At 53.8% G+C, this 26,630-nt stretch carries 30 protein-coding genes, 4 tRNA genes and 1 rRNA gene; all 35 read left to right on the forward strand.

Going from position 1 to position 26,630, the window contains the following annotated elements; all coding sequences use genetic code 11:
* The first annotated feature begins 15 nt into the window (after positions 1-15).
* A 5S ribosomal RNA gene (rrf, locus tag AO242_RS06885) occupies positions 16-131 on the forward strand.
* 454 nt (positions 132-585) lie between these two features.
* Positions 586-1,548: a bifunctional biotin--[acetyl-CoA-carboxylase] ligase/biotin operon repressor BirA gene (gene birA / locus AO242_RS06890; protein ID WP_099268174.1), complete on the forward strand. Its 963-nt coding sequence runs from the start codon at positions 586-588 to the stop codon at positions 1,546-1,548.
* Complete coding sequence (locus AO242_RS06895; RefSeq protein WP_099268175.1) at positions 1,538-2,287, forward strand: pantothenate kinase; 750 nt, start codon at positions 1,538-1,540, stop codon at positions 2,285-2,287. Before birA ends, AO242_RS06895 begins: the two co-directional genes overlap by 11 nt.
* A gap of 7 nt (positions 2,288-2,294) precedes the next feature.
* Positions 2,295-2,732 carry a hypothetical protein gene (locus AO242_RS29635; RefSeq protein WP_099268176.1) on the forward strand — a complete coding sequence of 146 codons (438 nt, stop codon included), beginning with the start codon at positions 2,295-2,297 and terminating at the stop codon, positions 2,730-2,732.
* 143 nt (positions 2,733-2,875) lie between these two features.
* Positions 2,876-2,960 (forward strand) — tRNA-Tyr (locus AO242_RS06905).
* Positions 2,961-2,985: 25 nt separating this feature from the next.
* Positions 2,986-3,059, forward strand: a tRNA-Gly gene (locus tag AO242_RS06910).
* 25 nt (positions 3,060-3,084) lie between these two features.
* Positions 3,085-3,160, forward strand: a tRNA-Thr gene (locus tag AO242_RS06915).
* Between the two features lie 177 nt (positions 3,161-3,337).
* Positions 3,338-3,413: transfer RNA gene (locus tag AO242_RS06920), tRNA-Trp, on the forward strand.
* Positions 3,414-3,459: 46 nt separating this feature from the next.
* The gene (secE, locus tag AO242_RS06925) at positions 3,460-3,828 is read left to right on the forward strand and encodes a preprotein translocase subunit SecE (RefSeq protein WP_027898161.1); all 369 of its coding nucleotides are present in this window, start codon (positions 3,460-3,462) and stop codon (positions 3,826-3,828) included.
* A gap of 9 nt (positions 3,829-3,837) precedes the next feature.
* Positions 3,838-4,371 (forward strand): transcription termination/antitermination protein NusG, encoded by a 534-nt coding sequence (gene nusG / locus AO242_RS06930; protein WP_020290714.1) that lies wholly within the window; start codon positions 3,838-3,840, stop codon positions 4,369-4,371.
* A gap of 118 nt (positions 4,372-4,489) precedes the next feature.
* Entirely contained in the window at positions 4,490-4,921 is a 432-nt protein-coding gene (rplK, locus tag AO242_RS06935; RefSeq protein ID WP_020290713.1) for a 50S ribosomal protein L11, read from the forward strand.
* A complete protein-coding gene (gene rplA / locus AO242_RS06940; RefSeq protein WP_032626524.1) occupies positions 4,921-5,616 on the forward strand; it encodes a 50S ribosomal protein L1 in 696 nt (231 codons plus the stop codon). Before rplK ends, rplA begins: the two co-directional genes overlap by 1 nt.
* A gap of 195 nt (positions 5,617-5,811) precedes the next feature.
* Positions 5,812-6,312 (forward strand): 50S ribosomal protein L10, encoded by a 501-nt coding sequence (gene rplJ, locus AO242_RS06945; protein WP_027898295.1) that lies wholly within the window; start codon positions 5,812-5,814, stop codon positions 6,310-6,312.
* Positions 6,313-6,390: 78 nt separating this feature from the next.
* Positions 6,391-6,756, forward strand: coding sequence for a 50S ribosomal protein L7/L12 (gene rplL / locus AO242_RS06950; RefSeq protein WP_027898296.1), 366 nt, complete (start codon positions 6,391-6,393; stop codon positions 6,754-6,756).
* Positions 6,757-6,975: 219 nt separating this feature from the next.
* Positions 6,976-11,049 carry a DNA-directed RNA polymerase subunit beta gene (gene rpoB / locus AO242_RS06955; RefSeq protein WP_027898297.1) on the forward strand — a complete coding sequence of 1,358 codons (4,074 nt, stop codon included), beginning with the start codon at positions 6,976-6,978 and terminating at the stop codon, positions 11,047-11,049.
* Between the two features lie 63 nt (positions 11,050-11,112).
* Positions 11,113-15,312 carry a DNA-directed RNA polymerase subunit beta' gene (gene rpoC, locus AO242_RS06960; RefSeq protein ID WP_027898298.1) on the forward strand — a complete coding sequence of 1,400 codons (4,200 nt, stop codon included), beginning with the start codon at positions 11,113-11,115 and terminating at the stop codon, positions 15,310-15,312.
* A 204-nt stretch (positions 15,313-15,516) separates the two neighbouring features.
* A complete protein-coding gene (gene rpsL / locus AO242_RS06965) occupies positions 15,517-15,888 on the forward strand; it encodes a 30S ribosomal protein S12 (RefSeq protein WP_002555494.1) in 372 nt (123 codons plus the stop codon).
* A gap of 122 nt (positions 15,889-16,010) precedes the next feature.
* Entirely contained in the window at positions 16,011-16,481 is a 471-nt protein-coding gene (gene rpsG / locus AO242_RS06970; RefSeq protein WP_002555493.1) for a 30S ribosomal protein S7, read from the forward strand.
* 30 nt (positions 16,482-16,511) lie between these two features.
* Positions 16,512-18,614 (forward strand): elongation factor G, encoded by a 2,103-nt coding sequence (gene fusA, locus AO242_RS06975; protein ID WP_027898299.1) that lies wholly within the window; start codon positions 16,512-16,514, stop codon positions 18,612-18,614.
* 32 nt (positions 18,615-18,646) lie between these two features.
* Positions 18,647-19,840: an elongation factor Tu gene (gene tuf / locus AO242_RS06980; RefSeq protein ID WP_027898300.1), complete on the forward strand. Its 1,194-nt coding sequence runs from the start codon at positions 18,647-18,649 to the stop codon at positions 19,838-19,840.
* A gap of 140 nt (positions 19,841-19,980) precedes the next feature.
* On the forward strand, positions 19,981-20,292 hold the full coding sequence (gene rpsJ / locus AO242_RS06985) for a 30S ribosomal protein S10 (protein ID WP_003186070.1): 312 nt from the start codon (positions 19,981-19,983) through the stop codon (positions 20,290-20,292).
* A gap of 81 nt (positions 20,293-20,373) precedes the next feature.
* The gene (gene rplC / locus AO242_RS06990; protein WP_027898301.1) at positions 20,374-21,009 is read left to right on the forward strand and encodes a 50S ribosomal protein L3; all 636 of its coding nucleotides are present in this window, start codon (positions 20,374-20,376) and stop codon (positions 21,007-21,009) included.
* Between the two features lie 12 nt (positions 21,010-21,021).
* Complete coding sequence (gene rplD / locus AO242_RS06995) at positions 21,022-21,624, forward strand: 50S ribosomal protein L4 (RefSeq protein ID WP_020290705.1); 603 nt, start codon at positions 21,022-21,024, stop codon at positions 21,622-21,624.
* On the forward strand, positions 21,621-21,920 hold the full coding sequence (gene rplW, locus AO242_RS07000; RefSeq protein WP_002555488.1) for a 50S ribosomal protein L23: 300 nt from the start codon (positions 21,621-21,623) through the stop codon (positions 21,918-21,920). Before rplD ends, rplW begins: the two co-directional genes overlap by 4 nt.
* Before the next feature lie 14 nt (positions 21,921-21,934).
* Positions 21,935-22,759, forward strand: a complete 825-nt coding sequence (gene rplB, locus AO242_RS07005; protein WP_003317104.1) for a 50S ribosomal protein L2 — start codon at positions 21,935-21,937, stop codon at positions 22,757-22,759.
* 16 nt (positions 22,760-22,775) lie between these two features.
* Positions 22,776-23,051: a 30S ribosomal protein S19 gene (gene rpsS / locus AO242_RS07010; protein WP_002555486.1), complete on the forward strand. Its 276-nt coding sequence runs from the start codon at positions 22,776-22,778 to the stop codon at positions 23,049-23,051.
* A gap of 13 nt (positions 23,052-23,064) precedes the next feature.
* Positions 23,065-23,397 carry a 50S ribosomal protein L22 gene (gene rplV / locus AO242_RS07015; protein WP_027898302.1) on the forward strand — a complete coding sequence of 111 codons (333 nt, stop codon included), beginning with the start codon at positions 23,065-23,067 and terminating at the stop codon, positions 23,395-23,397.
* A 13-nt stretch (positions 23,398-23,410) separates the two neighbouring features.
* Complete coding sequence (rpsC, locus tag AO242_RS07020; RefSeq protein ID WP_003176422.1) at positions 23,411-24,097, forward strand: 30S ribosomal protein S3; 687 nt, start codon at positions 23,411-23,413, stop codon at positions 24,095-24,097.
* Between the two features lie 12 nt (positions 24,098-24,109).
* Positions 24,110-24,523, forward strand: coding sequence for a 50S ribosomal protein L16 (rplP, locus tag AO242_RS07025; RefSeq protein WP_027898303.1), 414 nt, complete (start codon positions 24,110-24,112; stop codon positions 24,521-24,523).
* The gene (gene rpmC / locus AO242_RS07030; protein ID WP_002555481.1) at positions 24,523-24,714 is read left to right on the forward strand and encodes a 50S ribosomal protein L29; all 192 of its coding nucleotides are present in this window, start codon (positions 24,523-24,525) and stop codon (positions 24,712-24,714) included. Before rplP ends, rpmC begins: the two co-directional genes overlap by 1 nt.
* 2 nt (positions 24,715-24,716) lie before the next feature.
* The gene (gene rpsQ / locus AO242_RS07035; RefSeq protein ID WP_002555480.1) at positions 24,717-24,983 is read left to right on the forward strand and encodes a 30S ribosomal protein S17; all 267 of its coding nucleotides are present in this window, start codon (positions 24,717-24,719) and stop codon (positions 24,981-24,983) included.
* Between the two features lie 23 nt (positions 24,984-25,006).
* Complete coding sequence (rplN, locus tag AO242_RS07040; RefSeq protein WP_002555479.1) at positions 25,007-25,375, forward strand: 50S ribosomal protein L14; 369 nt, start codon at positions 25,007-25,009, stop codon at positions 25,373-25,375.
* Positions 25,376-25,386: 11 nt separating this feature from the next.
* Positions 25,387-25,701, forward strand: a complete 315-nt coding sequence (gene rplX, locus AO242_RS07045; RefSeq protein ID WP_002555478.1) for a 50S ribosomal protein L24 — start codon at positions 25,387-25,389, stop codon at positions 25,699-25,701.
* Positions 25,702-25,721: 20 nt separating this feature from the next.
* Positions 25,722-26,261, forward strand: a complete 540-nt coding sequence (gene rplE, locus AO242_RS07050; RefSeq protein ID WP_004883677.1) for a 50S ribosomal protein L5 — start codon at positions 25,722-25,724, stop codon at positions 26,259-26,261.
* A gap of 13 nt (positions 26,262-26,274) precedes the next feature.
* On the forward strand, positions 26,275-26,580 hold the full coding sequence (gene rpsN, locus AO242_RS07055) for a 30S ribosomal protein S14 (RefSeq protein WP_027898304.1): 306 nt from the start codon (positions 26,275-26,277) through the stop codon (positions 26,578-26,580).
* Positions 26,581-26,630: the final 50 nt, after the last annotated feature.

Genomic DNA, 26,630 nt, shown 5'->3' on the forward strand with positions numbered 1-26,630 from the left:
CCGGCAACCGAATTTCTTGACGACCATAGAGCATTGGAACCACCTGATCCCATCCCGAACTCAGTAGTGAAACGATGTATCGCCGATGGTAGTGTGGGGTTTCCCCATGTGAGAGTAGGTCATCGTCAAGATTAAATTCCAGAACCCCTGATCGCTTACGCGTTCAGGGGTTTTGTTTGTGCGCGAAGAAAAAGGATTAGCCGTAGGAGCGCGCTTGCCCGTGACGGACGACCACGCGTTGAACCTGGCACACCACTCGCTACCGGGTAGGGCCGAATTCATTCGGGAAGGCTATATGTCAGGCGATACATAAGCTGCGGATGTACCGCCCCCTCGCGAACAAGTTCGCTCCTACCGTCCATGCGCGAACCTCGGTAGGACCGAATTCATTCGGGAAGGCTATATGTCAGGCGATACACAAGCTGCGGATATACCGGCTGATATGTTGCCCTTCCGGATAATCCGGTCTCCTGTCTCGCGCATCCTCCAGCAGCACGTTCAGATCCAAAATTAACCACAAGCAGTTTCTATGCATCTTCGGTTTGCGTGGCTATGATGCGAGCCTTATTGAATGGCGACCTTTAAATGCTGACGTTGTTAAAGCTCCTCAAGGATGGGAAATTTCATTCAGGGCAGGCTCTGGGTGAGGCTCTCGGAGTTAGTCGTACTTCTGTGTGGAAGCAACTCCAGCAGTTGGAGTCTGAGCTGGATATTGATGTTCACAAGGTTAAGGGGCGTGGCTACAGGCTCGAAAGCCCTATATCCCTTCTGGATGCTGGCGAAATATCTGCTGTCGCTGGCAGGGCGAGTGCATGGCCTGTTGTCGTCTACGACTCAATAGGCTCGACCAATGCGGCGGCCGTAAAGCTGATTGCTGAGAATTCCCCGCCGCCCTTTGTGGTTTTGGCAGAGCGCCAGACTGCTGGCCGAGGTCGTCGAGGGCGCAAGTGGGTCAGCCCCTTTGGTGAGAATATCTACTACAGCCTGGCGCTGCGCATTGATGGTGGAATGCGTCAGTTAGAAGGATTGAGCTTGTTGATTGGTCTCGCGGTTTTGAAAACGTTACGCGATATGGGTGTCCAGGGCGCTGGTTTGAAATGGCCAAACGATGTCCTGGTAGGGCGTCGCAAGATTGCCGGAATACTGCTGGAGTTAGTGGGGGATCCTGCAGATGTCTGTCACGTGATTATTGGCATTGGCATTAACGTGAATATGCGTGTCACGGAAGAGGTTGATCAGTTGTGGACCTCTTTGAGGTTGGAGGTCGGGTCCATGGCGAACCGTAATGAGCTCGCGGGTAAATTAACCTGCAATATCGAAGAGTATCTGTCGGTGCATCAGGCCTCGGGCTTTGAGGTATTCAGGTCTGAGTGGGAGGCAAATCATCTATGGCAAGGCTGTGCTGTGAGTTTGCTTGCGGGGAGCCAGGCAGTCGACGGCGTCGTCCTGGGCATCGATTCGCAGGGTGCGTTGCGATTGAAGGTTGGGAGTGACGAGAAAGTGTTCAGTGGTGGAGAGCTCAGCTTGAGGTTGCGTGATGATACTTGAGCTGGATTGCGGGAATAGCTTCATAAAGTGGCGTGTTATTCGTCAGGATCTACCTGTCGTGCTAGCGGGTGGTGTTGTCGACTCTGATGAGAGGCTCGTTGAGGCTATCGCTTCTACCCCCGGGTTGAGTATTCGGCATAGTCGTATGGTGAGTGTCCGTAGTGCGGAGGAGACGCAGAAGCTGACTCTCAGGATTGCGGAGTCATTTGGCCTTCAAACTCAGTGCGCGAGTTCGGCCAGGGTGCTTGCGGGTGTCAAGAATGGTTATGAGGCCTATGAGCGGTTGGGGCTTGATCGGTGGTTGGCGCTGGTAGGTGCCTACGCAACCGTAGGCAGGTCCTGTCTCGTGCTTGATTTGGGCACAGCGGTGACCTCGGACTTTGTCAATGCTCAGGGTGAGCACCTTGGGGGGTTTATCTGCCCAGGCATGCCGTTGATGCGCGGGCAGTTGCGAACTCATACTCGTCGTATTCGATATGACGATGCGGTGGCTGAAGAGGCGCACTCGAGCTTTGCTCCCGGGCGTTCGACTGCAGAGGCGGTAGAGCGAGGCTGCGCCCTTATGTTGAGAGGCTTTGCTGTGTCTCAACTGGAGCTTGCACATCAATACTGGGGGGATGACTTTGTTGTCTTTGTAACCGGGGGAGATGCAGAGTTGGTCACGGGGGTTACGCCCGGCGCGAGGCTTGTGCCTGACCTGGTGTTTGTCGGGCTTGCATTAGCCTGTCCTTTGCTCTGAGGTTTCTATGCGGTGGTTATTTCTTTTGCTGCTGATGTTGAATGGCTTTTACTACGTGTGGCATCAGCAGGAAGCTCCGTTAAGGGCCAAAGAGATTTTGCCGTTATCCCTGCATCGGGCTGAGCAGCAGAATATACATCTGCTAAGTGAGTCCGGAGTTGAGAGTGATCAAGTGTCAGATCGAGAGGCGCAAGACAAGTGCCTCTACCTTGGTGGCTTCTTGCGACAGGATGAGGCTCGTACGATTGAACAGAGGCTCATAAGCCTGGATGTTCAGACGCAATCTCACGTACAGCATCTTGGAGGTGTTAATACGTACTGGGTCAAAATAGATCCTGCCAGTCGCCGACTTGTGGGGGATAGTCTCCTGGAGGCGCTGTCAAAAGATTTCCCCGAGCTAAAAAGCAAAATTATGTTGTGCGAAGGCATTGCAACCGGAGAGTAGTTTGCATAGAATGGCGCCCGCTTCGCAGTGCTTGATAATTTGTCAGGGAGTGCAAAGCGTTAGTCAACGCATGTAACCTCAGGTTTTTACTGAGAAAAAGGTTGACAGAAGGGTAGCATGAGTTGAGAATGCTGCCTCGTTCAGGAGGGGTTCCCGAGCGGCCAAAGGGATCAGACTGTAAATCTGACGTCTACGACTTCGAAGGTTCGAATCCTTCTCCCTCCACCATATTTCAGGCTGTGCAGCAAGTTAGGCGGGTATAGTTTAGTGGTAGAACCTCAGCCTTCCAAGCTGATGATGCGGGTTCGATTCCCGCTACCCGCTCCAGATTTGTTGTATGTCCAAAGAGTTTGCTCTTGTAGCTCAGTTGGTAGAGCACACCCTTGGTAAGGGTGAGGTCAGCGGTTCAAATCCGCTCAAGAGCTCCATTATAAAGGCAGATATGCAAATATCTGCCTTTGTTTTACTGATCGGTTTGCTGTCATTTCAAGGCGATCAGTTGGCTGGTGTTCACTGCTTATCCCTGTTGGGTGTGAAGGCGAAGCCAAAAGGCTGTTGAAAAATTCTTGTTGGGCTGGCATATTAGTCGGCCTGATTTTGCTTTTAGGTCAGTAGCTCAATTGGCAGAGCGACGGTCTCCAAAACCGTAGGTTGGGGGTTCGATTCCCTCCTGACCTGCCAGATTCACTAGATTGTATCTGGCTTTCTTTTCACAGGATTACCGTAGATGACTCTCAAGGCTGAAGCCCAAGAATCTCGCTTCGATCTGCTCAAGTGGCTGGTTGTGGTCGCTCTGATAGTGGTTGGAGTTGTCGGTAATCAATACTACTCAGCTCAACCTATTTTGTATCGCGTCCTGGTCCTGCTTGTGCTGGCTGGGGTTGCTGCATTTGTTGGTTTGCAGACTGCTAGAGGCAAGGCTTTCTTTGTTTTGGCAAAGGAGGCTCGTGCTGAAATTCGCAAAGTCGTTTGGCCGACTCGCCAAGAAACCACTCAGACCACGTTGATTGTTGTGGCTGTTGTTCTGGTTATGGCGTTGCTGTTGTGGGGGCTTGATTCCCTGCTCGGTTGGCTTGTTTCCTTGATTGTTGGCTAAGGGTGTCCCGTGGCTAAGCGTTGGTACGTAGTGCATGCTTATTCGGGTTACGAAAAGCATGTAATGCGCTCGTTGATCGAGCGTGTGAAGCTGGCTGGCATGGAAGATGGCTTCGGCGAAATTCTGGTTCCCACTGAAGAAGTGGTGGAGATGCGTAACGGCCAGAAGCGCAAAAGTGAGCGTAAATTCTTCCCAGGTTATGTGCTGGTCCAAATGGACATGAATGAAGGTACTTGGCACTTGGTCAAGGATACCCCTCGTGTCATGGGCTTCATTGGTGGTACGGCTGACAAGCCTGCTCCAATCACAGATAAAGAAGCTGACGCGATTCTTCGTCGCGTGGCTGATGGTAGCGACAAGCCTAAACCCAAGACTCTGTTTGAGCCGGGTGAAGTCGTTCGCGTCACAGACGGTCCGTTCGCAGATTTCAATGGCACTGTCGAAGAAGTTAATTACGAGAAGAGCCGCATTCAAGTTGCAGTGCTCATTTTCGGTCGCTCTACTCCGGTGGAGCTGGAGTTCAGTCAGGTCGAAAAGGTCTAGCTGAGCGAGAATCCCATACCCCGTAGCCGTAGGCTGTGGGGTTTTTTCGTCACTGGGATAAACGTGCAAGTAACCGGGGAGCCTTTATTGGCGTTTGAACCCGTAATTGGAGTGCCTCATGGCCAAGAAAATTACCGCTTACATCAAGCTGCAAGTGAAAGCTGCTCAAGCTAACCCAAGCCCGCCAGTTGGTCCGGCCCTGGGTCAGCACGGCGTGAACATCATGGAATTCTGTAAGGCCTTCAACGCCCGTACTCAGGGTCTTGAGCCAGGTCTGCCGACTCCAGTGATCATCACTGTCTATAGCGACCGTAGCTTCACTTTCGAAACAAAGAGCACCCCTGCTTCGGTTCTGCTGAAGAAAGCTGCTGGTCTGACTAGCGGTTCGGCACGTCCGAACACCGTTAAAGTTGGCACCGTGACTCGTGCACAGCTGGAAGATATCGCTAAAGCAAAAAATGCGGATCTGACTGCTGCTGACATGGAAGCGGCCGTGCGTACCATCGCCGGTTCCGCTCGTAGCATGGGCCTTAACGTGGAGGGTGTGTAATGGCTAAGCTGACTAAGCGCCAAAAAGCTATCGCGGCTAAAATCGAGCCGGGCAAATCTTACAGCTTCACCGACGCAGCTACCCTGCTGGCCGAGCTGTCGACCGTCAAGTTCAGCGAGTCCGTGGACGTTGCTGTAAACCTCGGCGTAGACCCGCGTAAATCTGACCAGGTTGTTCGTAGCGCTACTGTGCTGCCGCACGGCACTGGCAAGACTGTTCGCGTTGCTGTGTTCACCCAGGGTCCTGCTGCAGAAGCCGCTCTGGCTGCTGGCGCTGATCGCGTTGGTATGGACGATCTGGCTGCCGAAATGAAAGGCGGCGACCTGAACTATGACGTCGTTATCGCTTCCCCGGACGCGATGCGTGTTGTTGGTCAGTTGGGTCAGATCCTCGGTCCTCGCGGCCTGATGCCTAACCCTAAAGTCGGCACTGTTACTCCTGACGTTGCTAACGCCGTCAAGAATGCCAAGGCTGGCCAGGTTCGTTATCGCACCGACAAAAACGGCATCATCCACACTTCAGTTGGCAAGGTCGGTTTCGACGCAGTCAAACTGAAAGAAAACGTTGAAGCTCTGATCGCTGATCTTAAGCGTATCAAACCAGCTTCTTCGAAAGGCATCTACGTTAAGCGCGTAACCTTGAGCACCACTATGGGCCCAGGCCTGGTGATAGACCAGGGTTCCCTGGACGCGTAAGACAAATTGGTGCGCTCGCCGCACCAATGAAAAAATTGGGGTCCCTGCCTGGCGGGGGCTATCCAAGACCGTAGGCGGCGCAAGTCTTAAAATACAAGCCTACGCAGATGGTGCTCCCGGTTCCTTACCGAATCAGACACCAAAACGACATTTGGCTCAGGTCAGATGAAACGGTAACAAGCAGGAGTTAAACCCGTGGCAATTAAACTCGAAGACAAGAAGGCCATCGTCGCTGAAGTCAACGAGGCTGCCAAAGTCGCTCTGTCTGCTGTCGTGGCTGATGCCCGTGGCGTGACAGTAGGCGCAATGACCGGACTCCGTAAAGAGGCTCGTGAAGCTGGCGTTTACGTACGTGTTGTACGTAACACCCTGCTCAAGCGCGCTGTTGAAGGTACTGATTTCAGTGTCCTCAACGATGCGTTCACCGGCCCGACCCTGATTGCGTTCTCCAACGAACATCCTGGCGCTGCTGCCCGTTTGTTCAAAGAGTTCGCCAAGGGTCAGGATAAGTTCGAGATCAAGGCAGCTGCGTTCGAGGGCAAGTTCCTCGCAGCTAATCAGATCGACGTACTGGCAACCTTGCCGACCCGTGACGAAGCAATTTCCCAGCTGATGAGCGTGATTCAAGGCGCTACCAGCAAGTTGGCTCGTACTCTGGCGGCTATTCGCGACCAAAAAGAAGCTACCGCAGCCTAAGGCTCCGTACCTCCTTTCGCGTATTTTTGTTTATTTCGATGGTCGCGTAGGCCGTCCCCCAATTCAGGAATTAGATTCATGTCTATCTCTCAAGACGATATCCTCAACGCAGTTGGCGAAATGTCCGTTCTGCAGGTTGTTGAGCTGATCAAAGCATTCGAAGAAAAGTTCGGTGTTACTGCCGCTGCTGCTTCTGCTGGTCCAGCTGCTGCTGCCGCTGTTGTTGAAGAGCAAACTGAATTCAACGTCATGCTGCTGGAAGCTGGCGAGAAGAAAGTTAACGTCATCAAGGCTGTACGTGAGCTGACCGGTCTGGGCTTGAAAGAAGCCAAGGCTGTAGTTGACGGCGCACCAGCTCTGGTTCTGGAAGCAGTTGCGAAAGACGCTGCTGACAAAGCCAAAGCTACGCTGGAAGAAGCAGGCGCTAAAGTCGAGCTGAAGTAAGTATCGACTTTGAGTGTCCAGCCCAAGCGTTAAGCGAAAGGCTGATGGCTGGTGGCTCTTGCCACCGGCCTTTTTCCGTTATAGATGACTGGCTCGGCCGGCATTCATAGCGTGTAAAACCACCGGTAATGGTGGCGCAAACCAAGGGGTTTGCACGATTTTCTGGCTGCTCCCGTCGGGAGGAGCCAAACAAGCAGGTGACCAAGCTGGGGAACGCTGATGGCTTACTCATATACTGAGAAAAAACGTATCCGCAAGGACTTTAGCAAGTTGCCGGACGTAATGGATGTGCCGTATCTCCTGGCCATCCAGCTGGATTCGTATCGCGAATTCCTGCAAGCGGGAGCTACCAAAGATCAGTTCCGCGACGTCGGTCTGCATGCAGCCTTCAAATCCGTTTTCCCGATCATCAGCTACTCCGGCAATGCTGCGCTGGAGTATGTAGGTTATCGCTTGGGCGAACCGGCATTTGATGTCAAAGAGTGCGTGCTGCGCGGTGTGACTTACGCTGTACCTCTGCGAGTAAAAGTCCGTTTGATCATTTTCGACAAAGAATCGTCGAACAAAGCGATCAAGGACATCAAAGAGCAAGAAGTCTACATGGGTGAAATCCCCCTGATGACTGAGAACGGTACCTTTGTTATCAATGGTACCGAGCGCGTTATCGTTTCCCAGCTGCACCGTTCCCCGGGCGTGTTCTTCGACCACGACCGCGGCAAGACGCACAGCTCCGGCAAGCTGCTTTATTCCGCTCGTATCATTCCTTACCGCGGTTCGTGGCTGGACTTCGAGTTCGATCCAAAGGACTGTGTATTCGTCCGTATCGACCGTCGTCGCAAGCTGCCTGCGTCGGTATTGCTTCGCGCGCTTGGCTACACGACAGAACAGGTTCTTGACGCGTTCTACACCACCAACGTGTTCCACGTTCATGGTGAGAACCTTAGTCTGGAACTGGTTCCTCAGCGCCTGCGCGGTGAAATTGCCGTCCTGGATATCCTGGATGACAAAGGCAAGGTTATTGTCGAGCAAGGTCGCCGTATCACGGCTCGTCATATTAACCAGCTGGAAAAAGCCGGTATCAAGCAACTGGAAGTGCCTCTGGACTACGTCCTGGGTCGCACCACTGCCAAGGTCATCGTGCATCCGGCTACCGGCGAAATCATTGCTGAGTGCAACACCGAGCTGAACACTGAAATCCTGGCAAAAATCGCCAAGGCTCAGGTTGTTCGCATCGAAACGTTGTACACCAACGATATCGACTGTGGTCCGTTTGTATCCGACACGCTGAAGATCGATTCCACCAGCAATCAACTCGAAGCGCTGGTTGAGATCTACCGCATGATGCGTCCAGGCGAGCCGCCTACCAAGGATGCAGCAGAGACTCTGTTCAACAATCTGTTCTTCAGTCCAGAGCGCTATGACCTCTCTGCTGTTGGCCGGATGAAGTTCAACCGTCGTATCGGTCGTACCGAGATCGAAGGTTCGGGTGTTCTGTGCAAAGAAGATATCGTCGCCGTTCTCAAGACGCTGGTTGATATCCGTAACGGCAAAGGCATCGTCGACGACATCGACCACTTGGGTAACCGTCGTGTTCGTTGTGTTGGCGAGATGGCTGAAAACCAGTTCCGCGTTGGCCTGGTGCGTGTTGAGCGTGCAGTCAAAGAGCGTCTGTCTATGGCAGAAAGCGAAGGCCTGATGCCTCAGGACCTGATCAACGCCAAGCCAGTTGCCGCTGCTGTTAAAGAGTTCTTCGGTTCCAGCCAGCTTTCGCAGTTCATGGACCAGAACAACCCGCTTTCCGAGATCACTCACAAGCGTCGTGTCTCTGCACTCGGCCCTGGTGGTTTGACTCGTGAGCGTGCTGGCTTTGAAGTTCGTGACGTACACCCGACTCACTACGGTCGTGTATGCCCGATTGAAACGCCGGAAGGTCCGAACATCGGTCTGATCAACTCCTTGGCTGCTTATGCGCGCACCAACCAGTACGGCTTCCTTGAAAGTCCGTACCGTGTTGTTAAAGACGCTCTGGTAACTGACGAAATCGTTTTCCTCTCAGCTATTGAAGAAGCCGATCACGTCATTGCTCAGGCTTCTGCGGCAATGAACGACAAGAAGGTCCTGATCGACGAGCTGGTTGCCGTACGTCACTTGAACGAGTTCACCGTCAAGGCTCCAGAAGACGTGACATTGATGGACGTATCGCCGAAGCAGGTAGTTTCGGTTGCGGCCTCGCTGATCCCGTTCCTCGAGCACGACGACGCCAACCGTGCGTTGATGGGTTCCAACATGCAGCGTCAGGCTGTTCCTACTCTGCGTGCTGACAAGCCGCTGGTAGGTACTGGCATGGAGCGCAACGTGGCTCGCGACTCCGGCGTTTGCGTCGTGGCTCGTCGTGGCGGCGTGATCGACTCTGTTGATGCAAGCCGTATCGTGGTTCGTGTTGCTGATGATGAAGTTGAAACCGGGGAAGCTGGTGTCGACATCTACAACCTGACCAAGTACACCCGCTCCAACCAGAACACCTGCATCAACCAGCGTCCGCTGGTGAGCAAGGGTGATCGTGTTGAGCGTAGCGACATCATGGCTGATGGTCCGTCCACCGATATGGGTGAACTGGCTCTGGGTCAGAACATGCGCATCGCGTTCATGGCATGGAACGGCTTCAACTTCGAAGACTCCATCTGCCTGTCCGAGCGTGTTGTTCAGGAAGATCGTTTCACCACGATCCACATTCAGGAACTGACCTGTGTGGCGCGTGACACCAAGCTTGGCCCTGAAGAAATCACTGCAGACATCCCGAACGTGGGTGAAGCTGCACTGAACAAACTGGACGAAGCCGGTATCGTTTACGTAGGTGCTGAGGTTGGTGCTGGCGACATTCTGGTAGGTAAGGTCACACCTAAAGGCGAGACCCAGCTCACTCCAGAAGAAAAACTGCTGCGCGCTATCTTCGGTGAGAAGGCAAGCGACGTTAAAGACACCTCCCTGCGTGTACCTACCGGTACCAAGGGTACTGTCATTGACGTTCAGGTCTTCACCCGTGATGGTGTTGAGCGTGACGCTCGCGCACTCTCTATCGAGAAAACTCAGCTGGACGAGATCCGCAAGGACTTGAACGAAGAGTTCCGTATCGTTGAAGGCGCTACTTTCGAACGTCTGCGTTCCGCTCTGGTTGGCCGTAAGGTCGAAGGCGGCGCTGGATTGAAGAAAGGCCAGGACATCACCGACGAAGTTCTCGACGGTCTTGAGCACGGCCAGTGGTTCAAGCTGCGCATGGCTGAAGATGCTCTGAACGAGCAGCTCGAGAAGGCTCAGGCTTACATCGTTGATCGTCGCCGTCTTCTGGATGACAAGTTCGAAGACAAGAAACGCAAACTGCAGCAGGGCGATGACCTGGCTCCAGGCGTTCTGAAAATCGTCAAGGTTTACCTGGCAATCCGTCGTCGCATCCAGCCGGGCGACAAGATGGCCGGTCGTCACGGTAACAAAGGTGTGGTCTCCGTGATCATGCCAGTTGAAGACATGCCGCACGATGCCAATGGCACTCCGGTCGACATCGTTCTCAACCCGTTGGGCGTTCCTTCGCGTATGAACGTTGGTCAGATTCTCGAAACTCACCTGGGCTTGGCGGCCAAGGGCTTGGGCGAGAAGATCAACCGCATGCTCGAAGAGCAGCGTAAAGTTGCTGAACTGCGTAAGTTCCTGACCGAGATCTACAACGAGATCGGTGGCCGTCAAGAGAAGCTGGAAGACTTTAGCGATAAAGAAATCCTGGATCTGGCGAAGAACCTGCGTAATGGTGTGCCAATGGCTACGCCTGTGTTCGACGGCGCCAAGGAAGTTGAAATCAAGGCAATGCTCAAACTGGCAGATATGCCAGAGAGCGGCCAGATGCAGCTGTTCGATGGTCGCACCGGCAACAAGTTCGAGCGTCCGGTTACCGTTGGCTACATGTACATGCTGAAGCTGAACCACTTGGTGGACGACAAGATGCATGCGCGTTCCACTGGTTCTTACAGCCTCGTTACCCAGCAGCCGCTGGGTGGTAAGGCTCAGTTCGGTGGTCAGCGTTTCGGGGAGATGGAGGTGTGGGCGCTGGAAGCATACGGCGCGGCCTACACTCTGCAGGAAATGCTCACAGTGAAGTCGGACGATGTGAACGGCCGTACCAAGATGTACAAAAACATCGTGGATGGCGATCACCGTATGGAGCCGGGCATGCCCGAGTCCTTCAACGTGTTGATCAAAGAAATCCGTTCGCTCGGCATCGATATCGATCTGGAAACCGAATAACACGTGACGCGAATCGAGGGTGGGTCGGTATGACTGCCCTCTGCTCCGCCAGGAGGAAAGGCCTTGAAAGACCTACTGAATTTGCTGAAAAACCAGGGTCAAGTCGAAGAGTTCGATGCAATCCGTATTGGATTGGCATCGCCTGAGATGATCCGTTCGTGGTCGTTCGGTGAAGTTAAAAAGCCGGAAACCATCAACTACCGTACGTTCAAACCTGAGCGCGACGGCTTGTTCTGCGCCAAGATCTTTGGTCCGGTCAAGGATTACGAGTGCCTGTGCGGTAAGTACAAGCGCCTGAAACACCGTGGTGTGATCTGCGAGAAGTGCGGCGTTGAAGTTGCACTGGCCAAGGTCCGTCGTGAGCGTATGGCTCACATCGAACTGGCATCGCCTGTTGCCCACATCTGGTTCCTGAAGTCGCTGCCTTCCCGTATCGGCTTGCTGATGGACATGACCCTGCGTGATATCGAACGTGTTCTCTATTTCGAGAGCTATGTCGTAATCGATCCAGGCATGACCACCCTTGAAAAAGGTCAGCTGCTGAATGATGAGCAGTACTTCGAAGCTCTGGAAGAGTTCGGCGATGACTTCGACGCCCGCATGGGTGCTGAAGCTGTTCGCGAGCTCCTGCACGCTATCGATCTTGAACACGAGATTGGTCGTCTGCGCGAAGAAATTCCGCAAACCAACTCCGAAACCAAGATCAAGAAGCTGTCCAAGCGTTTGAAGCTGATGGAAGCCTTCCAGGGTTCGGGCAACCTGCCTGAGTGGATGGTTTTGACCGTTCTGCCGGTTCTGCCGCCAGATCTGCGTCCATTGGTTCCGCTGGACGGCGGTCGCTTTGCGACTTCTGACCTCAACGATCTGTATCGTCGAGTGATCAACCGTAACAACCGTTTGAAGCGCCTGCTTGATCTGTCCGCTCCGGACATCATCGTGCGCAACGAAAAGCGTATGTTGCAGGAAGCTGTCGATGCTCTGCTCGACAACGGCCGTCGCGGTCGCGCCATTACTGGCTCGAACAAGCGTCCGCTGAAGTCCCTGGCTGACATGATCAAGGGTAAGCAGGGTCGTTTCCGTCAGAACTTGCTCGGTAAGCGTGTTGACTACTCGGGTCGTTCGGTAATTACCGTTGGTCCGACCCTGCGTCTGCACCAGTGCGGTCTGCCGAAGAAAATGGCTCTCGAGCTGTTCAAGCCTTTCATTTTCGGCAAGCTGGAAATGCGTGGCTTGGCTACGACCATCAAAGCTGCCAAGAAGATGGTTGAGCGCGAGCTGCCGGAAGTCTGGGACGTTCTCGCAGAAGTTATCCGCGAACACCCAGTGCTTCTGAACCGTGCGCCAACGCTTCACCGTCTGGGCATCCAGGCTTTTGAACCAGTACTGATCGAAGGTAAGGCTATCCAGCTGCACCCGCTGGTCTGTGCTGCGTACAACGCCGACTTCGACGGCGACCAGATGGCTGTACACGTACCGCTGACGCTGGAAGCCCAGCTCGAAGCGCGTGCGTTGATGATGTCGACCAACAACATTCTGTCGCCAGCTAACGGTGAGCCAATCATCGTTCCTTCGCAGGACGTTGTATTGGGTCTGTACTACATGACTCGTGAAGCGATCAACGCCAAAGGCGAAGGTCGTGTGTTCGCGGATCTGCAGGAAGTTGACCGCGTATTCCGTGCCGGCGAAGCCGCGCTGCATGCCAAGGTTAAAGTCCGGATCCACGAAACGATCAATGATCGTGATGGTGGCAGCGTCAAGAACACCCGTATTGTCGACACCACTGTCGGCCGTGCGCTGTTGTTCCAGGTGGTTCCGGCCGGCCTGTCGTATGACGTGGTCAACCAGCCAATGAAGAAAAAGGCGATCTCCAAGCTGATCAACCAGTGCTACCGCGTGGTTGGTTTGAAAGAGACCGTTATCTTCGCTGACCAGTTGATGTATACCGGTTTTGCCTACTCGACTATTTCGGGTGTTTCCATTGGTGTTAACGACTTCGTTATCCCTGATGAGAAAGCTCGCATCATCGACGCAGCTACCGAAGAAGTTAAAGAGATCGAAAGTCAGTACGCCTCGGGCCTGGTAACTCAGGGCGAGAAGTACAACAAGGTAATCGACCTTTGGTCCAAGGCGAACGACGAAGTCTCGAAAGCGATGATGTCGAACCTGTCCAAAGAGCGCGTTATTGACCGTCACGGCGTCGAAGTTGATCAGGAATCCTTCAACTCGATGTACATGATGGCTGACTCCGGTGCACGGGGTTCGGCTGCACAGATTCGTCAGTTGGCGGGTATGCGTGGTCTGATGGCCAAGCCGGACGGCTCGATCATCGAGACGCCGATCACCGCGAACTTCCGTGAAGGTTTGAGCGTACTTCAGTACTTCATCTCGACTCACGGTGCTCGTAAGGGTCTTGCGGATACCGCCTTGAAGACAGCTAACTCCGGTTACCTGACTCGTCGTCTGGTTGACGTTGCTCAGGATCTGGTTGTTACCGAAGTCGACTGCGGTACCGAACACGGTCTGCTGATGACTCCACACATTGAGGGCGGCGACGTTGTTGAGCCATTGGGTGAGCGCGTACTGGGTCGAGTAATCGCCCGTGACGTATTCAAGCCTGGCACCGACGAAGTCATCGTGCCTGCCGGTACGCTGGTAGACGAGAAGTGGGTTGAGTTCATCGAGCTGAACAGCATCGACGAAGTAATTGTTCGTTCGCCGATCAGCTGTGAAACCCGTTACGGCATCTGCGCCAAGTGCTACGGCCGTGATCTGGCTCGTGGTCACCAGGTAAACATCGGTGAAGCGGTCGGCGTTATTGCTGCCCAGTCCATCGGTGAGCCGGGTACCCAGCTGACCATGCGTACGTTCCACATCGGTGGTGCGGCAAGCCGGACCTCTGCTGCTGACAGCGTTCAGGTGAAAAATGGCGGTACAGTCCGTCTGCACAACCTGAAGCACGTTGAGCGAGTAGACGGCCACCTGGTAGCTGTGTCCCGTTCGGGCGAGCTGGCCATCGCTGATGACTACGGTCGTGAGCGTGAGCGTTACAAACTGCCTTACGGTGCAGTGATTTCGGTGAAGGAAGGCGACAAGGTCGACGCAGGTTCGATCGTGGCCAAGTGGGATCCGCACACTCACCCAATCGTCACCGAAATGAAAGGTACCGTGACCTACGTGGGCATGGAAGAGGGCATCACGATCAAGCGTCAGACAGACGAATTGACCGGTATGACCAACATTGAAGTTCTGGATGCCAAAGACCGTCCGGCAGCCGGCAAAGATATTCGCCCGGCTGTGAAAATGGTTGGTGTTGATGGCAAGGATCTGTTGCTGCCAGGTACTGACGTTCCTGCTCAGTACTTCCTGCCAGCTAACGCACTCGTTGGTGTGGCGGATGGTGTGCAGGTTGCGATCGGTGATGTTATCGCTCGTATCCCGCAGGAAACTTCGAAAACTCGAGACATCACCGGTGGTCTGCCGCGTGTTGCCGACTTGTTCGAAGCTCGTCGTCCGAAAGAGGCGTCGATCCTTGCAGAAGTCAGCGGTACCATTGCGTTCGGTAAGGAAACCAAAGGCAAGCGTCGTCTGGTTATTACCCCGAACGATGGTAGCGATCCGTACGAAGAGCTGATTCCGAAGTGGCGCCACCTGAACGTTTTCGAAGGCGAACAGGTTAACCGCGGAGAAGTTATCTCCGACGGTCCTAGCGATCCACACGACATCCTGCGTCTGCTGGGTGTGAGTGCGCTGGCCAAGTACATCGTTAACGAGATCCAGGACGTTTACCGTCTGCAGGGCGTGAAGATCAACGATAAGCACATCGAGACCATTCTGCGTCAGATGTTGCGTAAAGTTGAAATCTCCGAGTCTGGCGATTCCACCTTCATCAAAGGTGATCAGATGGAGCTGACTCACGTACTGGTCGAGAACGAGCGTCTGAACGCGGAAGAGAAATTCGTTTCCAAGTTCACCCGTGTACTGCTTGGTATCACCAAGGCTTCGTTGTCCACTGAGTCGTTCATTTCCGCGGCGTCTTTCCAAGAGACAACCCGTGTACTGACCGAAGCAGCAGTAACAGGCAAGCGCGATTATCTGCGCGGCCTGAAGGAAAACGTGGTTGTGGGTCGTTTGATCCCGGCTGGTACAGGTCTGGCGTATCACAGCGAGCGCAAGCGTCGCCGTGAAGTCGACAAACCGTTGCGTGTGAGCGCTAGCGAAGTCGAAGCAGCATTGACTGAAGCGTTGAACTCAAGCGGTAACTAAAAAAGAGTAAGGCCTCGGCCTCCAGTCTCATCAAGTGGCAGGTAAATTCTGTCGCTTGACGAGAAAGGACGTCGGGGCTTTGTCTTGACTGGGGACAGGATCCTCTTTAGACTCTTGTACCCCTAAATTTGGCGGGACTCGCGTCCTGCCATTTTGCTTTTCTTGCAAGACAATAGCGTCGCAAGACAACAGTGGAGCTAGTAGATGGCAACTATCAACCAGCTGGTACGTCAGCCGCGTAAGCGTATCGTCGAGAAATCCGACGTACCTGCGCTGCAGAACTGCCCGCAACGTCGTGGCGTATGCACTCGTGTGTATACCACCACGCCGAAAAAACCTAACTCGGCACTGCGTAAAGTATGCCGCGTGCGCCTGACCAACGGTTTCGAGGTTTCCTCGTACATCGGTGGTGAAGGTCACAACCTGCAAGAGCACAGCGTGGTACTGATTCGTGGCGGTCGTGTAAAAGACTTGCCAGGTGTTCGTTATCACACCGTTCGCGGTTCTTTGGATACTTCCGGCGTTAAAGGTCGTAACCAGGGTCGTTCGAAGTACGGTACCAAGAAGCCTAAGTAGTATTTGGCTTCCTGTGACAAATTGCAGATTTCTATTTTTCTGAGTCGATAAGAGTAAGGTCGGGCGCACTCCAGAGTGAGTGGTGGTCCCGAGCTACCTGAAGACCGTTTGAGGGCTTATCCATGCCAAGAAGACGCGTAGCAGCCAAGCGCGAAGTGCTTGACGATCCAAAATACGGAAGCCAAATTCTGGCCAAGTTCATGAACCACGTGATGGAAAGCGGCAAAAAAGCCGTTGCCGAGCGTATCGTTTATGGCGCGCTGGAAAAGGTTAAAGAACGCAAGAACAGCGATCCCCTGGAAATCTTCGAGAAAGCTCTCGACGCCATCGCTCCGCTGGTCGAAGTGAAGTCGCGCCGTGTAGGCGGTGCTACTTACCAGGTTCCGGTCGAAGTTCGTCCGTCCCGTCGTAATGCATTGGCAATGCGCTGGCTGGTAGACTTCGCGCGCAAGCGCGGTGAGAAGTCTATGGCTCTGCGTTTGGCTGGCGAACTGCTGGACGCCGCTGAAGGTAAAGGTGCTGCAGTTAAGAAGCGTGAAGACGTGCACCGTATGGCTGAAGCTAACAAAGCTTTCTCGCACTACCGCTTCTAATTTCAGCGTCACTAATTTTGCGAGGGCTTTATGGCTCGTACTACTCCGATTAACCGCTACCGTAACATCGGTATCGTTGCTCACGTGGATGCTGGTAAAACCACCACCACCGAGCGCGTCCTTTTTTACACTGGCGTAAACCACAAAATGGGCGAGGTGCATGATGGCGCCGCGACCATGGACTGGATGGTGCAAGAGCAGGAGCGGGGTATTACCATTACTTCCGCTGCTACGACGGCATTCTGGGCTGGCTCCGTCAAGCAGTTCGAAAAACATCGCTTCAACATCATCGATACCCCGGGTCACGTTGACTTCACTATTGAAGTAGAGCGCTCTCTGCGCGTACTCGATGGCGCGGTCGTTGTGTTCTGCGGTACTTCGGGTGTTGAGCCTCAGTCGGAAACCGTATGGCGTCAAGCCAACAAATACGGCGTTCCACGTCTTGTTTATGTGAACAAGATGGACCGTGCTGGTGCGAACTTCCTGCGCGTGATCGGTCAGATCAAACAGCGTCTGGGTCACACTCCGGTGCCAATTCAGTTGGCTATCGGCTCTGAAGACAATTTCCAGGGTCAGATCGATCTGATGACCATGGAAGCTGTTTACTGGGATGACGCTGACAAGGGCATGGCCCCTCGTCGCGAAGCTATCCCGGCTGAGCTGCAAGAGCTGGCTGACGAGTGGCGCAGCAACATGGTTGAGGCTGCCGCTGAAGCCAACGAAGAACTGATGAACAAATACCTCGAAGGTGAAGAACTCACCATCGCGGAAATCGAAGGCGCTTTGCGTCAGCGTACTATCGCTGGCGAAATCGTTCTGGCAGTTTGCGGTTCTTCCTTCAAGAACAAGGGTGTTCCCCTGGTTCTCGACGCAGTGATCAAGTACCTGCCTGCGCCTGTAGACATTCCTGCCATCAAGGGTTCCGACCCGGATGACGAGACTGTTGAAATGGAGCGTCACGCAGACGACAACGAGCCGTTCTCGGCTCTGGCGTTCAAGATCGCTACTGACCCATTCGTGGGTACTTTGACCTTTGCTCGTGTTTATTCGGGCGTGTTGAGCTCCGGCGACGGCGTGATCAACTCGGTTAAAGGCAAGAAAGAGCGTGTTGGTCGTATGGTGCAAATGCACGCGAACACGCGTGAAGAGATCAAAGAAGTTCGCGCTGGTGACATCGCGGCTCTGATCGGCATGAAGGACGTCACCACTGGTGATACCCTCTGCTCGGCTGACAAGCCAATCATTCTGGTTCGTATGGACTTCCCGGAGCCGGTTATTTCGGTTGCCGTTGAGCCTAAGACCAAGGATGACCAGGAAAAAATGGGTATCGCTCTGGGCAAACTTGCTCAGGAAGACCCGTCTTTCCGCGTAAAAACTGATGAAGAGACTGGTCAAACGATCATCTCTGGCATGGGCGAGTTGCACTTGGACATCCTGGTTGACCGGATGCGCCGTGAGTTCAACGTTGAAGCCAACATCGGTAAACCACAGGTTTCCTATCGTGAGAAAATCACGAAGGCTTGTGAGATCGAAGGCAAGTTCGTTCGTCAGTCCGGCGGTCGTGGTCAGTTCGGCCATTGCTGGATCCGTTTTGCTCCTGCTGACGAAGGTCAGGAAGGTCTGCAATTCGTAAACGAAGTAGTGGGTGGTGTTGTTCCTAAGGAATACATCCCTGCTATCCAGAAGGGTATCGAAGAGCAGATGAAGAACGGTGTTGTTGCCGGCTATCCGCTGATCGGCCTGAAGGCTACCGTTTTCGATGGTTCTTACCACGACGTCGACTCCAACGAGATGGCGTTTAAGGTGGCAGCCTCCATGGCGACCAAGCAACTGGCTACCAAAGGTGGCGGTGTTGTACTTGAGCCGATCATGAAGGTTGAAGTTGTTACACCTGAGGACTACATGGGCGACGTGATGGGTGACCTGAACCGTCGTCGCGGTCTGATCCAGGGTATGGAAGATACGGTTTCTGGCAAAGTGATTCGCGCCGAAGTACCGTTGGGTGAGATGTTCGGTTATGCGACCGACGTTCGCTCCATGTCTCAGGGTCGCGCGAGCTACTCCATGGAATTCTCCAAATACTCCGAAGCTCCGTCGAATGTCGTCGAAGCTATCGTTAAAAAACAAGGCTGATTTCAGCCCCTTTAGGCTAGGAGTTCACTGTCGTGGCTAAAGAAAAATTTGAACGTAACAAACCGCACGTCAACGTTGGCACCATCGGTCACGTTGACCACGGTAAAACCACTCTGACTGCTGCTCTGACTCGCGTTTGCTCCGAAGTTTTCGGTTCGGCTAAAGTCGATTTCGATAAAATCGACAGCGCGCCAGAAGAAAAAGCACGTGGTATCACCATCAACACCGCTCACGTTGAATACGATTCGGCCGTTCGCCACTACGCGCACGTTGACTGCCCAGGTCACGCCGACTACGTAAAAAACATGATCACTGGTGCTGCTCAGATGGACGGCGCTATCCTGGTTTGTTCGGCTGCTGACGGCCCGATGCCTCAGACTCGCGAGCACATCCTGCTGTCCCGTCAGGTTGGCGTTCCGTACATCGTTGTCTTCCTGAACAAGGCTGACATGGTTGACGACGCAGAGCTGCTGGAACTGGTTGAGATGGAAGTGCGCGATCTGCTGAGCACTTACGACTTCCCAGGCGACGACACCCCGATCATCATCGGTTCTGCTCTGATGGCTCTGAACGGCCAAGACGACAACGAGATGGGCACCACTGCCGTCAAGAAACTGGTTGAGACTCTGGACAGCTACATCCCAGAACCAGTTCGTGCTATCGACAAGCCGTTCCTGATGCCAATCGAAGACGTATTCTCGATCTCGGGTCGCGGTACTGTTGTTACCGGTCGTGTTGAGCGTGGTATCGTCAAAATCCAGGAAGAAGTAGAGATCGTGGGTCTGCGTGACACCACTAAAACTACTTGCACTGGCGTTGAGATGTTCCGCAAGCTGCTGGACGAAGGTCGTGCTGGTGAGAACTGTGGCGTTCTGCTGCGTGGCACCAAGCGTGACGACGTTGAGCGTGGTCAGGTTCTGGTTAAGCCAGGCACTGTTAAGCCGCACACTCAGTTCGAAGCTGAAATCTACGTTCTGAGCAAAGAAGAAGGCGGTCGTCACACTCCTTTCTTCAAAGGCTACCGTCCACAGTTCTACTTCCGTACTACTGACGTAACTGGTAGCTGCGAACTGCCGGAAGGCGTTGAGATGGTTATGCCAGGTGATAACGTGAAAGTTAGCGTTACCCTGATCAAGCCAATCGCAATGGAAGATGGTCTGCGTTTCGCAATTCGTGAAGGCGGTCGTACCGTCGGCGCTGGCGTCGTAGCCAAAATCATCGCGTAAGCAATGATTTGAAAAAAAGCCTCCGCTTGCGGGGGCTTTTTTTATTGGGTTGACACCCCGTTACCTCGTCTATAGAATTGCGCCTCCTTTTAACGGGCGTATTGCGCTCGGTGGGAACAGCAATCTGGAGTCTGAATCCAATGCAAAACCAGCAAATCCGTATCAGGTTGAAGGCTTTTGACCATCGCCTGATCGACCAATCCACCCAGGAAATCGTGGAAACCGCGAAACGTACTGGTGCTCAGGTGCGTGGTCCTATCCCACTGCCGACACGTAAAGAGCGGTTCACCGTTCTGGTTTCCCCGCACGTCAACAAAGACGCGCGCGACCAGTACGAGATCCGTACTCATAAACGCGTTCTGGATATCGTCCAGCCAACGGATAAAACCGTTGACGCGCTTATGAAGCTTGATCTTGCAGCCGGTGTGGAAGTGCAGATCAGCCTCGGCTAAGACTTGGGTCTTAGTCGTGTAACGCTCTGAAATGGGCGGCCATAGCGGGTGAAAGCCCCGTACACTCATGAGGTTTACAACATGACTATTGGTGTAGTCGGTCGTAAATGCGGTATGACCCGTATTTTCACCGAAGAAGGTGTCTCCATTCCGGTTACGGTCATTGAGATCGAGCCGAATCGCGTCACCCAGTTCAAAACTGAAGAGACCGATGGCTATCGTGCAGTGCAAGTCACTGTAGGCGAGCGTCGTGCTTCGCGTGTTACAGCTGCTCAAGCTGGCCACTTCGCTAAAGCGAACGTTGCCGCTGGTCGTGCCGTCATGGAATTCCGTCTTGAAGAAGGCGAGTACCAAGCAGGCGACCTGATCAACGCTGAAATCTTCGCTGCTGGTCAACTGGTTGATGTAACCGGTCAGTCCAAGGGTAAAGGCTTCCAGGGTACGATCAAGCGTTGGAATTTCCGCGGGCAAGATAACACCCACGGTAACTCCGTATCCCACCGCGTCCCAGGCTCTATCGGCCAGTGCCAGACTCCTGGTCGTGTATTCAAGGGCAAAAAAATGTCCGGTCATATGGGCGCTGAGCGCGTGACCGTGCAGTCCCTGGAAGTAGTGCGCGTGGACGCTGAACGCAATCTGTTGTTGGTCAAGGGCGCTGTTCCTGGCGCTACTGGCGGCAACCTGGTTGTACGTCCAGCAGCCAAGGCTCGCGGTTAAGGGGAAGCTGACATGCAATTAAATGTAAATGACGCTCAAGCAATCGAAGTTTCCGAACTGACATTTGGCGGCGAGTTCAACGAGACACTGGTTCACCAGGCAGTCGTAGCCTACATGGCTGGCGGTCGTCAGGGCACCAAGCAGCAAAAGACCCGTTCCGATGTTCGTGGTGGCGGTAAGCGTCCATGGCGTCAGAAGGGTACTGGCCGTGCTCGTGCCGGTACTATCCGTAGCCCAATCTGGCGTGGCGGCGGTACCACTTTCGCAGCACGTCCTCAGGACCACTCTCAGAAGCTCAACAAGAAGATGTATCGCGCAGCTTTGCGCTCCATCCTTGCTGAACTGGTTCGTACTGATCGTCTGGTCGTGGTTCAGGACTTCGCTGTTGAAGCACCGAAAACCAAAGATCTGCTGAACAAGCTGACTGGCATGGGCCTGACTGACGTCCTGATCGTGTCTGATGCTGTTGACCAGAATCTGTACCTGGCTGCTCGCAACCTGCCGCACGTAGATGTACGTGACGTACAAGGTTCCGATCCAGTTAGTCTGATCGCATACGACAAAGTGTTGATCACTGTGTCGGCCGTGAAGAAATTCGAGGAGCTGCTGGGATGAACCAGGAACGCGTATTTAAAGTTCTGCTTGGCCCGCATGTTTCCGAAAAGGCTACGGTTCTCGCAGATAAAAAAGGTCAGTTCGTTTTCAAGGTTGCTACTGACGCAACCAAGCTGGAAATCAAGAAGGCCGTCGAAAGCCTGTTCAGCGTGAAAGTAGAGCGTGTTACTACCCTGAATGTTCTGGGTAAGAGCAAGCGCACTGCTCGCGGTCTGGGCAAGCGTAATGACTGGAAGAAGGCAGTTATCTCCCTTCAGCCAGGCCAAGATCTCGATTTCAGCAGCAGTGCTGAGTAAGGAAGGGGTGCATCATGGCAATCGTTAAATGCAAACCGACTTCCCCTGGCCGCCGTTTTGTGGTCAAGGTGGTCAACCAGGAGCTGCATAAAGGCGCTCCTCACGCACCGCTGCTCGAGAAAAAATCGAAGTCTGGTGGTCGTAACAACAATGGCCGTATTACTACCCGTCATATCGGTGGTGGTCATAAGCAGCATTATCGTCTGGTCGATTTCCGTCGCAACGACAAAGATGGCATCGCTGCCACTGTCGAGCGTATCGAATACGATCCAAACCGTACTGCTCACATCGCATTGCTGCTTTACGCAGACGGCGAGCGTCGCTACATCATCGCCCCTAAAGGCGTGAGTGCTGGCGATCAGCTGATTGCAGGCGCTTTGGCTCCAATCAAGCCGGGCAACGCTCTTCAACTGCGTAACATTCCAGTTGGTAGCACCGTTCACGGTATCGAATTGAAGCCAGGTAAAGGTGCACAGATCGCTCGTTCCGCTGGTGCTTCGGCTCAGCTGATCGCTCGTGAAGGTGTCTACGTGACCCTGCGTCTGCGTTCCGGTGAAATGCGTAAAGTGCTTTCCGAGTGCCGTGCAACGCTGGGCGAAGTCTCGAACTCCGAGCACAGCCTGCGTTCCTTGGGTAAAGCTGGTGCTAAGCGCTGGCGTGGCGTTCGCCCAACCGTTCGTGGTGTTGCCATGAACCCGGTTGATCACCCACATGGTGGTGGTGAAGGTCGTACCTCTGGTGGTCGTCATCCGGTATCGCCGTGGGGCTTCCCGACTAAGGGCGCGAAGACTCGTGGTAATAAGCGTACCGACAAAATGATCGTCCGTCGTCGCAAGTAAATAGAGGGATACGACAGTGCCACGTTCTCTGAAAAAAGGTCCTTTTATTGATCTTCACCTACTGAAGAAGATCGAAGTGGCGGCGGAAAAGAACGATCGCAAACCGGTGAAAACCTGGTCGCGTCGTTCGATGATCCTGCCACAAATGGTCGGTCTGACCATTGCTGTGCATAACGGTCGCCAACATGTTCCAGTTCTCGTGAACGAAGACATGGTCGGCCATAAACTAGGCGAGTTTGCCGGTACCCGCACTTATCGTGGGCACGTGGCAGACAAGAAAGCCAAGCGTTAAGGGGTAAGGAACGATGGAAGTAGCCGCTAAGTTGTCGGGCGCTCGAATCTCCGCCCAGAAAACCCGCTTGGTCGCCGACCAGATCCGCGGGAAGAAGGTGGGCGAAGCGCTCAACCTGTTGGCTTTCAGCAACAAGAAAGCTGCCGAGATCCTGAAGAAAGTGCTGGAGTCGGCTGTAGCCAACGCCGAGCATAACGAAGGCGCAGACGTTGATGACCTCCGGGTCTCCACCGTTTTCGTCAACGAAGGGCGTTCGCTGAAGCGCATCATGCCACGTGCCAAAGGCCGTGCTGATCGCATCGTCAAGCGGTCTTGCCATATCACTGTCAAGGTTGCTGACAAGTAACGGAGTCGAAGAGATGGGTCAGAAAGTACATCCCATTGGCATTCGCCTGGGAATCGTCAAGGAGCACACCTCCGTCTGGTACGCAGACGGTCGGACTTATGCGGACTATTTGTTCGCTGATCTGAAAGTGCGTGAGTATCTCCAAGACAAATTAAAAAGCGCGTCCGTAAGCCGTATCGATATCCATCGTCCGGCTCAGACAGCACGTATCACCATCCACACTGCTCGTCCTGGTATCGTTATCGGGAAGAAAGGTGAAGATGTTGAGAAACTGCGTCAGGACCTGACCAAGCAAATGGGTGTGCCTGTGCACATCAATATCGAAGAAATCCGCAAGCCGGAGCTCGACGGTATGTTGGTTGCGCAGAGCGTAGCTCAGCAGCTGGAGCGTCGCGTTATGTTCCGTCGCGCTATGAAGCGCGCTGTACAGAACGCCATGCGCATTGGTGCCAAAGGCATCAAAATCCAAGTGAGCGGTCGTCTCGGCGGTGCTGAAATCGCACGTACTGAATGGTATCGCGAAGGTCGTGTGCCTTTGCACACCCTGCGTGCCGACATCGACTATGCCAACTACGAAGCTCACACCACTTACGGTGTGATCGGTGTAAAGGTTTGGATCTTCAAAGGCGAAGTAATTGGTGGTCGCCAAGAAGAACTGAAACCACAAGCACCTGCGCCTCGTAAAAAAGCTGCTAAGTAAGGGGTACGCCAAATGTTGCAACCAAAGCGTACGAAGTTCCGCAAGCAGATGACTGGCCACAACCGTGGCTTGGCATTGCGCGGTAGCAAAGTCAGCTTCGGCGAATATGCGCTGAAGTCTGTTGCTCGTGGTCGTCTCACTGCCCGTCAGATTGAGTCAGCGCGTCGTGCTCTGACCCGTCACGTTAAACGTGGCGGTAAAATCTGGATCCGTGTATTCCCGGACAAGCCTGTAACCAAAAAGCCCCTCGAAGTTCGTATGGGTAAAGGTAAGGGTAACGTGGAGTACTGGGTTGCCCAGATTCAGCCAGGCAAAGTCCTGTATGAAATCGAGGGTGTTTCTGAAGAGCTGGCGCGTGAGGCTTTCGCCCTGGCTGCTGCAAAGCTGCCGCTCGCCACCTCCTTTGTTAAACGGACGGTGATGTGATGAAAGCGAATGAACTTCGTGAAAAATCAGCACAGCAGCTGAACGAGCAACTGCTCGGCCTGCTGCGCGACCAGTTCAATCTGCGTATGCAGAAAGCAACTGGCCAGTTGGGGCAGTCTCACCTGCTCTCGCAAGTTAAGCGTGACATCGCTCGCGTGAAGACTGTGCTCAACCAGCAGGCAGGTAAGTAATCATGGCTGAAGCCGAAAAAACCGTCCGTACGCTGACTGGCCGTGTTGTCAGCGACAAGATGGACAAGACCATCACCGTTCTGATCGAGCGTCGCGTTAAGCACCCGATCTACGGTAAATATGTTAAGCGTTCGACTAAGCTGCACGCGCACGACGAAACCAATCAATGCCACATCGGCGACAAAGTCACGATTCGTGAAACTCGTCCTGTAGCCAAGACCAAGTCTTGGGCACTGGTTGATATTCTCGAACGCGCTGTGGAAGTCTAAGGACTAGGGGTCGGAGAAATTATATGATTCAGACTCAATCCATGCTCGATGTGGCCGATAACAGCGGCGCACGCCGCGTTATGTGCATCAAGGTGCTGGGTGGCTCCCATCGTCGTTACGCTGGTATCGGTGACATCATCAAAGTTACCGTCAAGGAAGCAATTCCTCGCGGTAAGGTGAAAAAAGGCCAAGTGATGACTGCTGTTGTAGTCCGCACTCGCCATGGCGTTCGTCGTGCTGACGGCTCCATCATCCGCTTTGATGGCAACGCTGCTGTTCTTTTGAACAACAAGCAAGAGCCGATCGGCACCCGTATCTTTGGGCCAGTGACCCGTGAACTTCGTACTGAGAAGTTCATGAAGATCGTCTCGCTCGCCCCAGAAGTGCTGTAAGGAGATCCGACATGCAAAAGATTCGTCGTGACGACGAGATCATCGTGATCGCCGGCAAAGACAAAGGTAAGCGCGGTAAGGTGCTCAAGGTTCTCGCTGACGACCGTCTGGTCGTTGGTGGGATCAACTTGGTAAAGCGTCATACCAAGCCAAACCCGATGTCGGGCGTACAGGGCGGTATCGTCGAGAAAGAAGCGCCACTGCACGCTTCTAACGTCGCTATTTTCAATGGCGCAACCAACAAGGCTGACCGCGTTGGTTTCAAAGTTGAAGATGGCAAGAAAATTCGTGTCTTCAAGTCGACCCAAAAAGCGGTTGATGCTTGAACACTGCTAGGTAGAAGACCATGGCACGACTAAAAGAGATTTACCGGAAGGAAATCGCTCCGAAGCTTAAGGAAGAACTTAAGCTCGCGAACGTGATGGAAGTTCCGCGCGTTACCAAAATCACCCTGAACATGGGTCTGGGCGAAGCGATCGGCGACAAAAAAGTCATCGAGCACGCTGTTGCTGACCTGGAAAAGATCACCGGTCAAAAAGTCGTTGTGACTTACGCTCGGAAATCCATCGCTGGCTTTAAAGTCCGTGAAGGTTGGCCGATCGGCGTCAAAGTGACTCTGCGCCGCGATCGTATGTATGAATTCCTGGATCGTCTGCTTTCGATCTCCCTGCCTCGGGTTCGCGACTTCCGCGGCCTGAATGCCAAGTCCTTCGATGGTCGTGGTAACTACAGCATGGGCGTAAAAGAGCAGATCATTTTCCCGGAAATCGATTACGACAAGATCGATGCTCTCCGCGGTCTGGACATTACCCTGACCACCACTGCCAAGAACGATGACGAAGGCCGCGCTCTGCTGCGTGCTTTCAAATTCCCGTTCCGCAACTGATTGGAGTAGGAAAATGGCCAAGAAGAGCATGAAGAACCGTGAGCTGAAGCGTCAGCTCACCGTTGCCAAGTACGCCACCAAGCGTGCAGCGCTCAAAGCAATCATCGTTGATCTGAACGCAAGTCCAGAAGCGCGTTGGGAAGCTACCGTAGCTCTGCAGAAGCAGCCACGTGACGCTAGCGCTTCGCGCATGCGTAACCGCTGCCGCATCACTGGTCGTCCGCACGGCGTTTACCGCAAGTTCGGCCTTGGCCGTAACAAGCTGCGTGAAGCTGCAATGCGTGGTGATGTGCCAGGTCTGGTTAAAGCCAGCTGGTAATACGCCTTTCACGCGAAGTTCCGGCTTATCGTGCAAGCGATTGGTCGGAA

Origin of the sequence: Pseudomonas sp. ICMP 561, assembly GCF_002699985.1 — a bacterium.
GTDB classification, from domain to species: Bacteria; Pseudomonadota; Gammaproteobacteria; order Pseudomonadales; family Pseudomonadaceae; genus Aquipseudomonas; species Aquipseudomonas quasicaspiana.

Bases quoted from the DNA above. Each gene is read 5' to 3' on its own strand.
- birA (WP_099268174.1), top strand. From the start codon at position 586: ATGCTGACGTTGTTAAAGCTCCTCAAGGATGGGAAATTTCATTCAGGG.
- AO242_RS06895 (WP_099268175.1), top strand. From the start codon at position 1,538: ATGATACTTGAGCTGGATTGCGGGAATAGCTTCATAAAGTGGCGTGTT.
- AO242_RS29635 (WP_099268176.1), top strand. From the start codon at position 2,295: ATGCGGTGGTTATTTCTTTTGCTGCTGATGTTGAATGGCTTTTACTAC.
- secE (WP_027898161.1), top strand. From the start codon at position 3,460: ATGACTCTCAAGGCTGAAGCCCAAGAATCTCGCTTCGATCTGCTCAAG.
- rplK (WP_020290713.1), top strand. From the start codon at position 4,490: ATGGCCAAGAAAATTACCGCTTACATCAAGCTGCAAGTGAAAGCTGCT.
- rplA (WP_032626524.1), top strand. From the start codon at position 4,921: ATGGCTAAGCTGACTAAGCGCCAAAAAGCTATCGCGGCTAAAATCGAG.
- rplL (WP_027898296.1), top strand. From the start codon at position 6,391: ATGTCTATCTCTCAAGACGATATCCTCAACGCAGTTGGCGAAATGTCC.
- rpoB (WP_027898297.1), top strand. From the start codon at position 6,976: ATGGCTTACTCATATACTGAGAAAAAACGTATCCGCAAGGACTTTAGC.
- rpsL (WP_002555494.1), top strand. From the start codon at position 15,517: ATGGCAACTATCAACCAGCTGGTACGTCAGCCGCGTAAGCGTATCGTC.
- rpsG (WP_002555493.1), top strand. From the start codon at position 16,011: ATGCCAAGAAGACGCGTAGCAGCCAAGCGCGAAGTGCTTGACGATCCA.
- fusA (WP_027898299.1), top strand. From the start codon at position 16,512: ATGGCTCGTACTACTCCGATTAACCGCTACCGTAACATCGGTATCGTT.
- rpsJ (WP_003186070.1), top strand. From the start codon at position 19,981: ATGCAAAACCAGCAAATCCGTATCAGGTTGAAGGCTTTTGACCATCGC.
- rplC (WP_027898301.1), top strand. From the start codon at position 20,374: ATGACTATTGGTGTAGTCGGTCGTAAATGCGGTATGACCCGTATTTTC.
- rplD (WP_020290705.1), top strand. From the start codon at position 21,022: ATGCAATTAAATGTAAATGACGCTCAAGCAATCGAAGTTTCCGAACTG.
- rplW (WP_002555488.1), top strand. From the start codon at position 21,621: ATGAACCAGGAACGCGTATTTAAAGTTCTGCTTGGCCCGCATGTTTCC.
- rplB (WP_003317104.1), top strand. From the start codon at position 21,935: ATGGCAATCGTTAAATGCAAACCGACTTCCCCTGGCCGCCGTTTTGTG.
- rplV (WP_027898302.1), top strand. From the start codon at position 23,065: ATGGAAGTAGCCGCTAAGTTGTCGGGCGCTCGAATCTCCGCCCAGAAA.
- rpsC (WP_003176422.1), top strand. From the start codon at position 23,411: ATGGGTCAGAAAGTACATCCCATTGGCATTCGCCTGGGAATCGTCAAG.
- rplP (WP_027898303.1), top strand. From the start codon at position 24,110: ATGTTGCAACCAAAGCGTACGAAGTTCCGCAAGCAGATGACTGGCCAC.
- rpmC (WP_002555481.1), top strand. From the start codon at position 24,523: ATGAAAGCGAATGAACTTCGTGAAAAATCAGCACAGCAGCTGAACGAG.
- rpsQ (WP_002555480.1), top strand. From the start codon at position 24,717: ATGGCTGAAGCCGAAAAAACCGTCCGTACGCTGACTGGCCGTGTTGTC.
- rplN (WP_002555479.1), top strand. From the start codon at position 25,007: ATGATTCAGACTCAATCCATGCTCGATGTGGCCGATAACAGCGGCGCA.
- rplX (WP_002555478.1), top strand. From the start codon at position 25,387: ATGCAAAAGATTCGTCGTGACGACGAGATCATCGTGATCGCCGGCAAA.
- rplE (WP_004883677.1), top strand. From the start codon at position 25,722: ATGGCACGACTAAAAGAGATTTACCGGAAGGAAATCGCTCCGAAGCTT.
- rpsN (WP_027898304.1), top strand. From the start codon at position 26,275: ATGGCCAAGAAGAGCATGAAGAACCGTGAGCTGAAGCGTCAGCTCACC.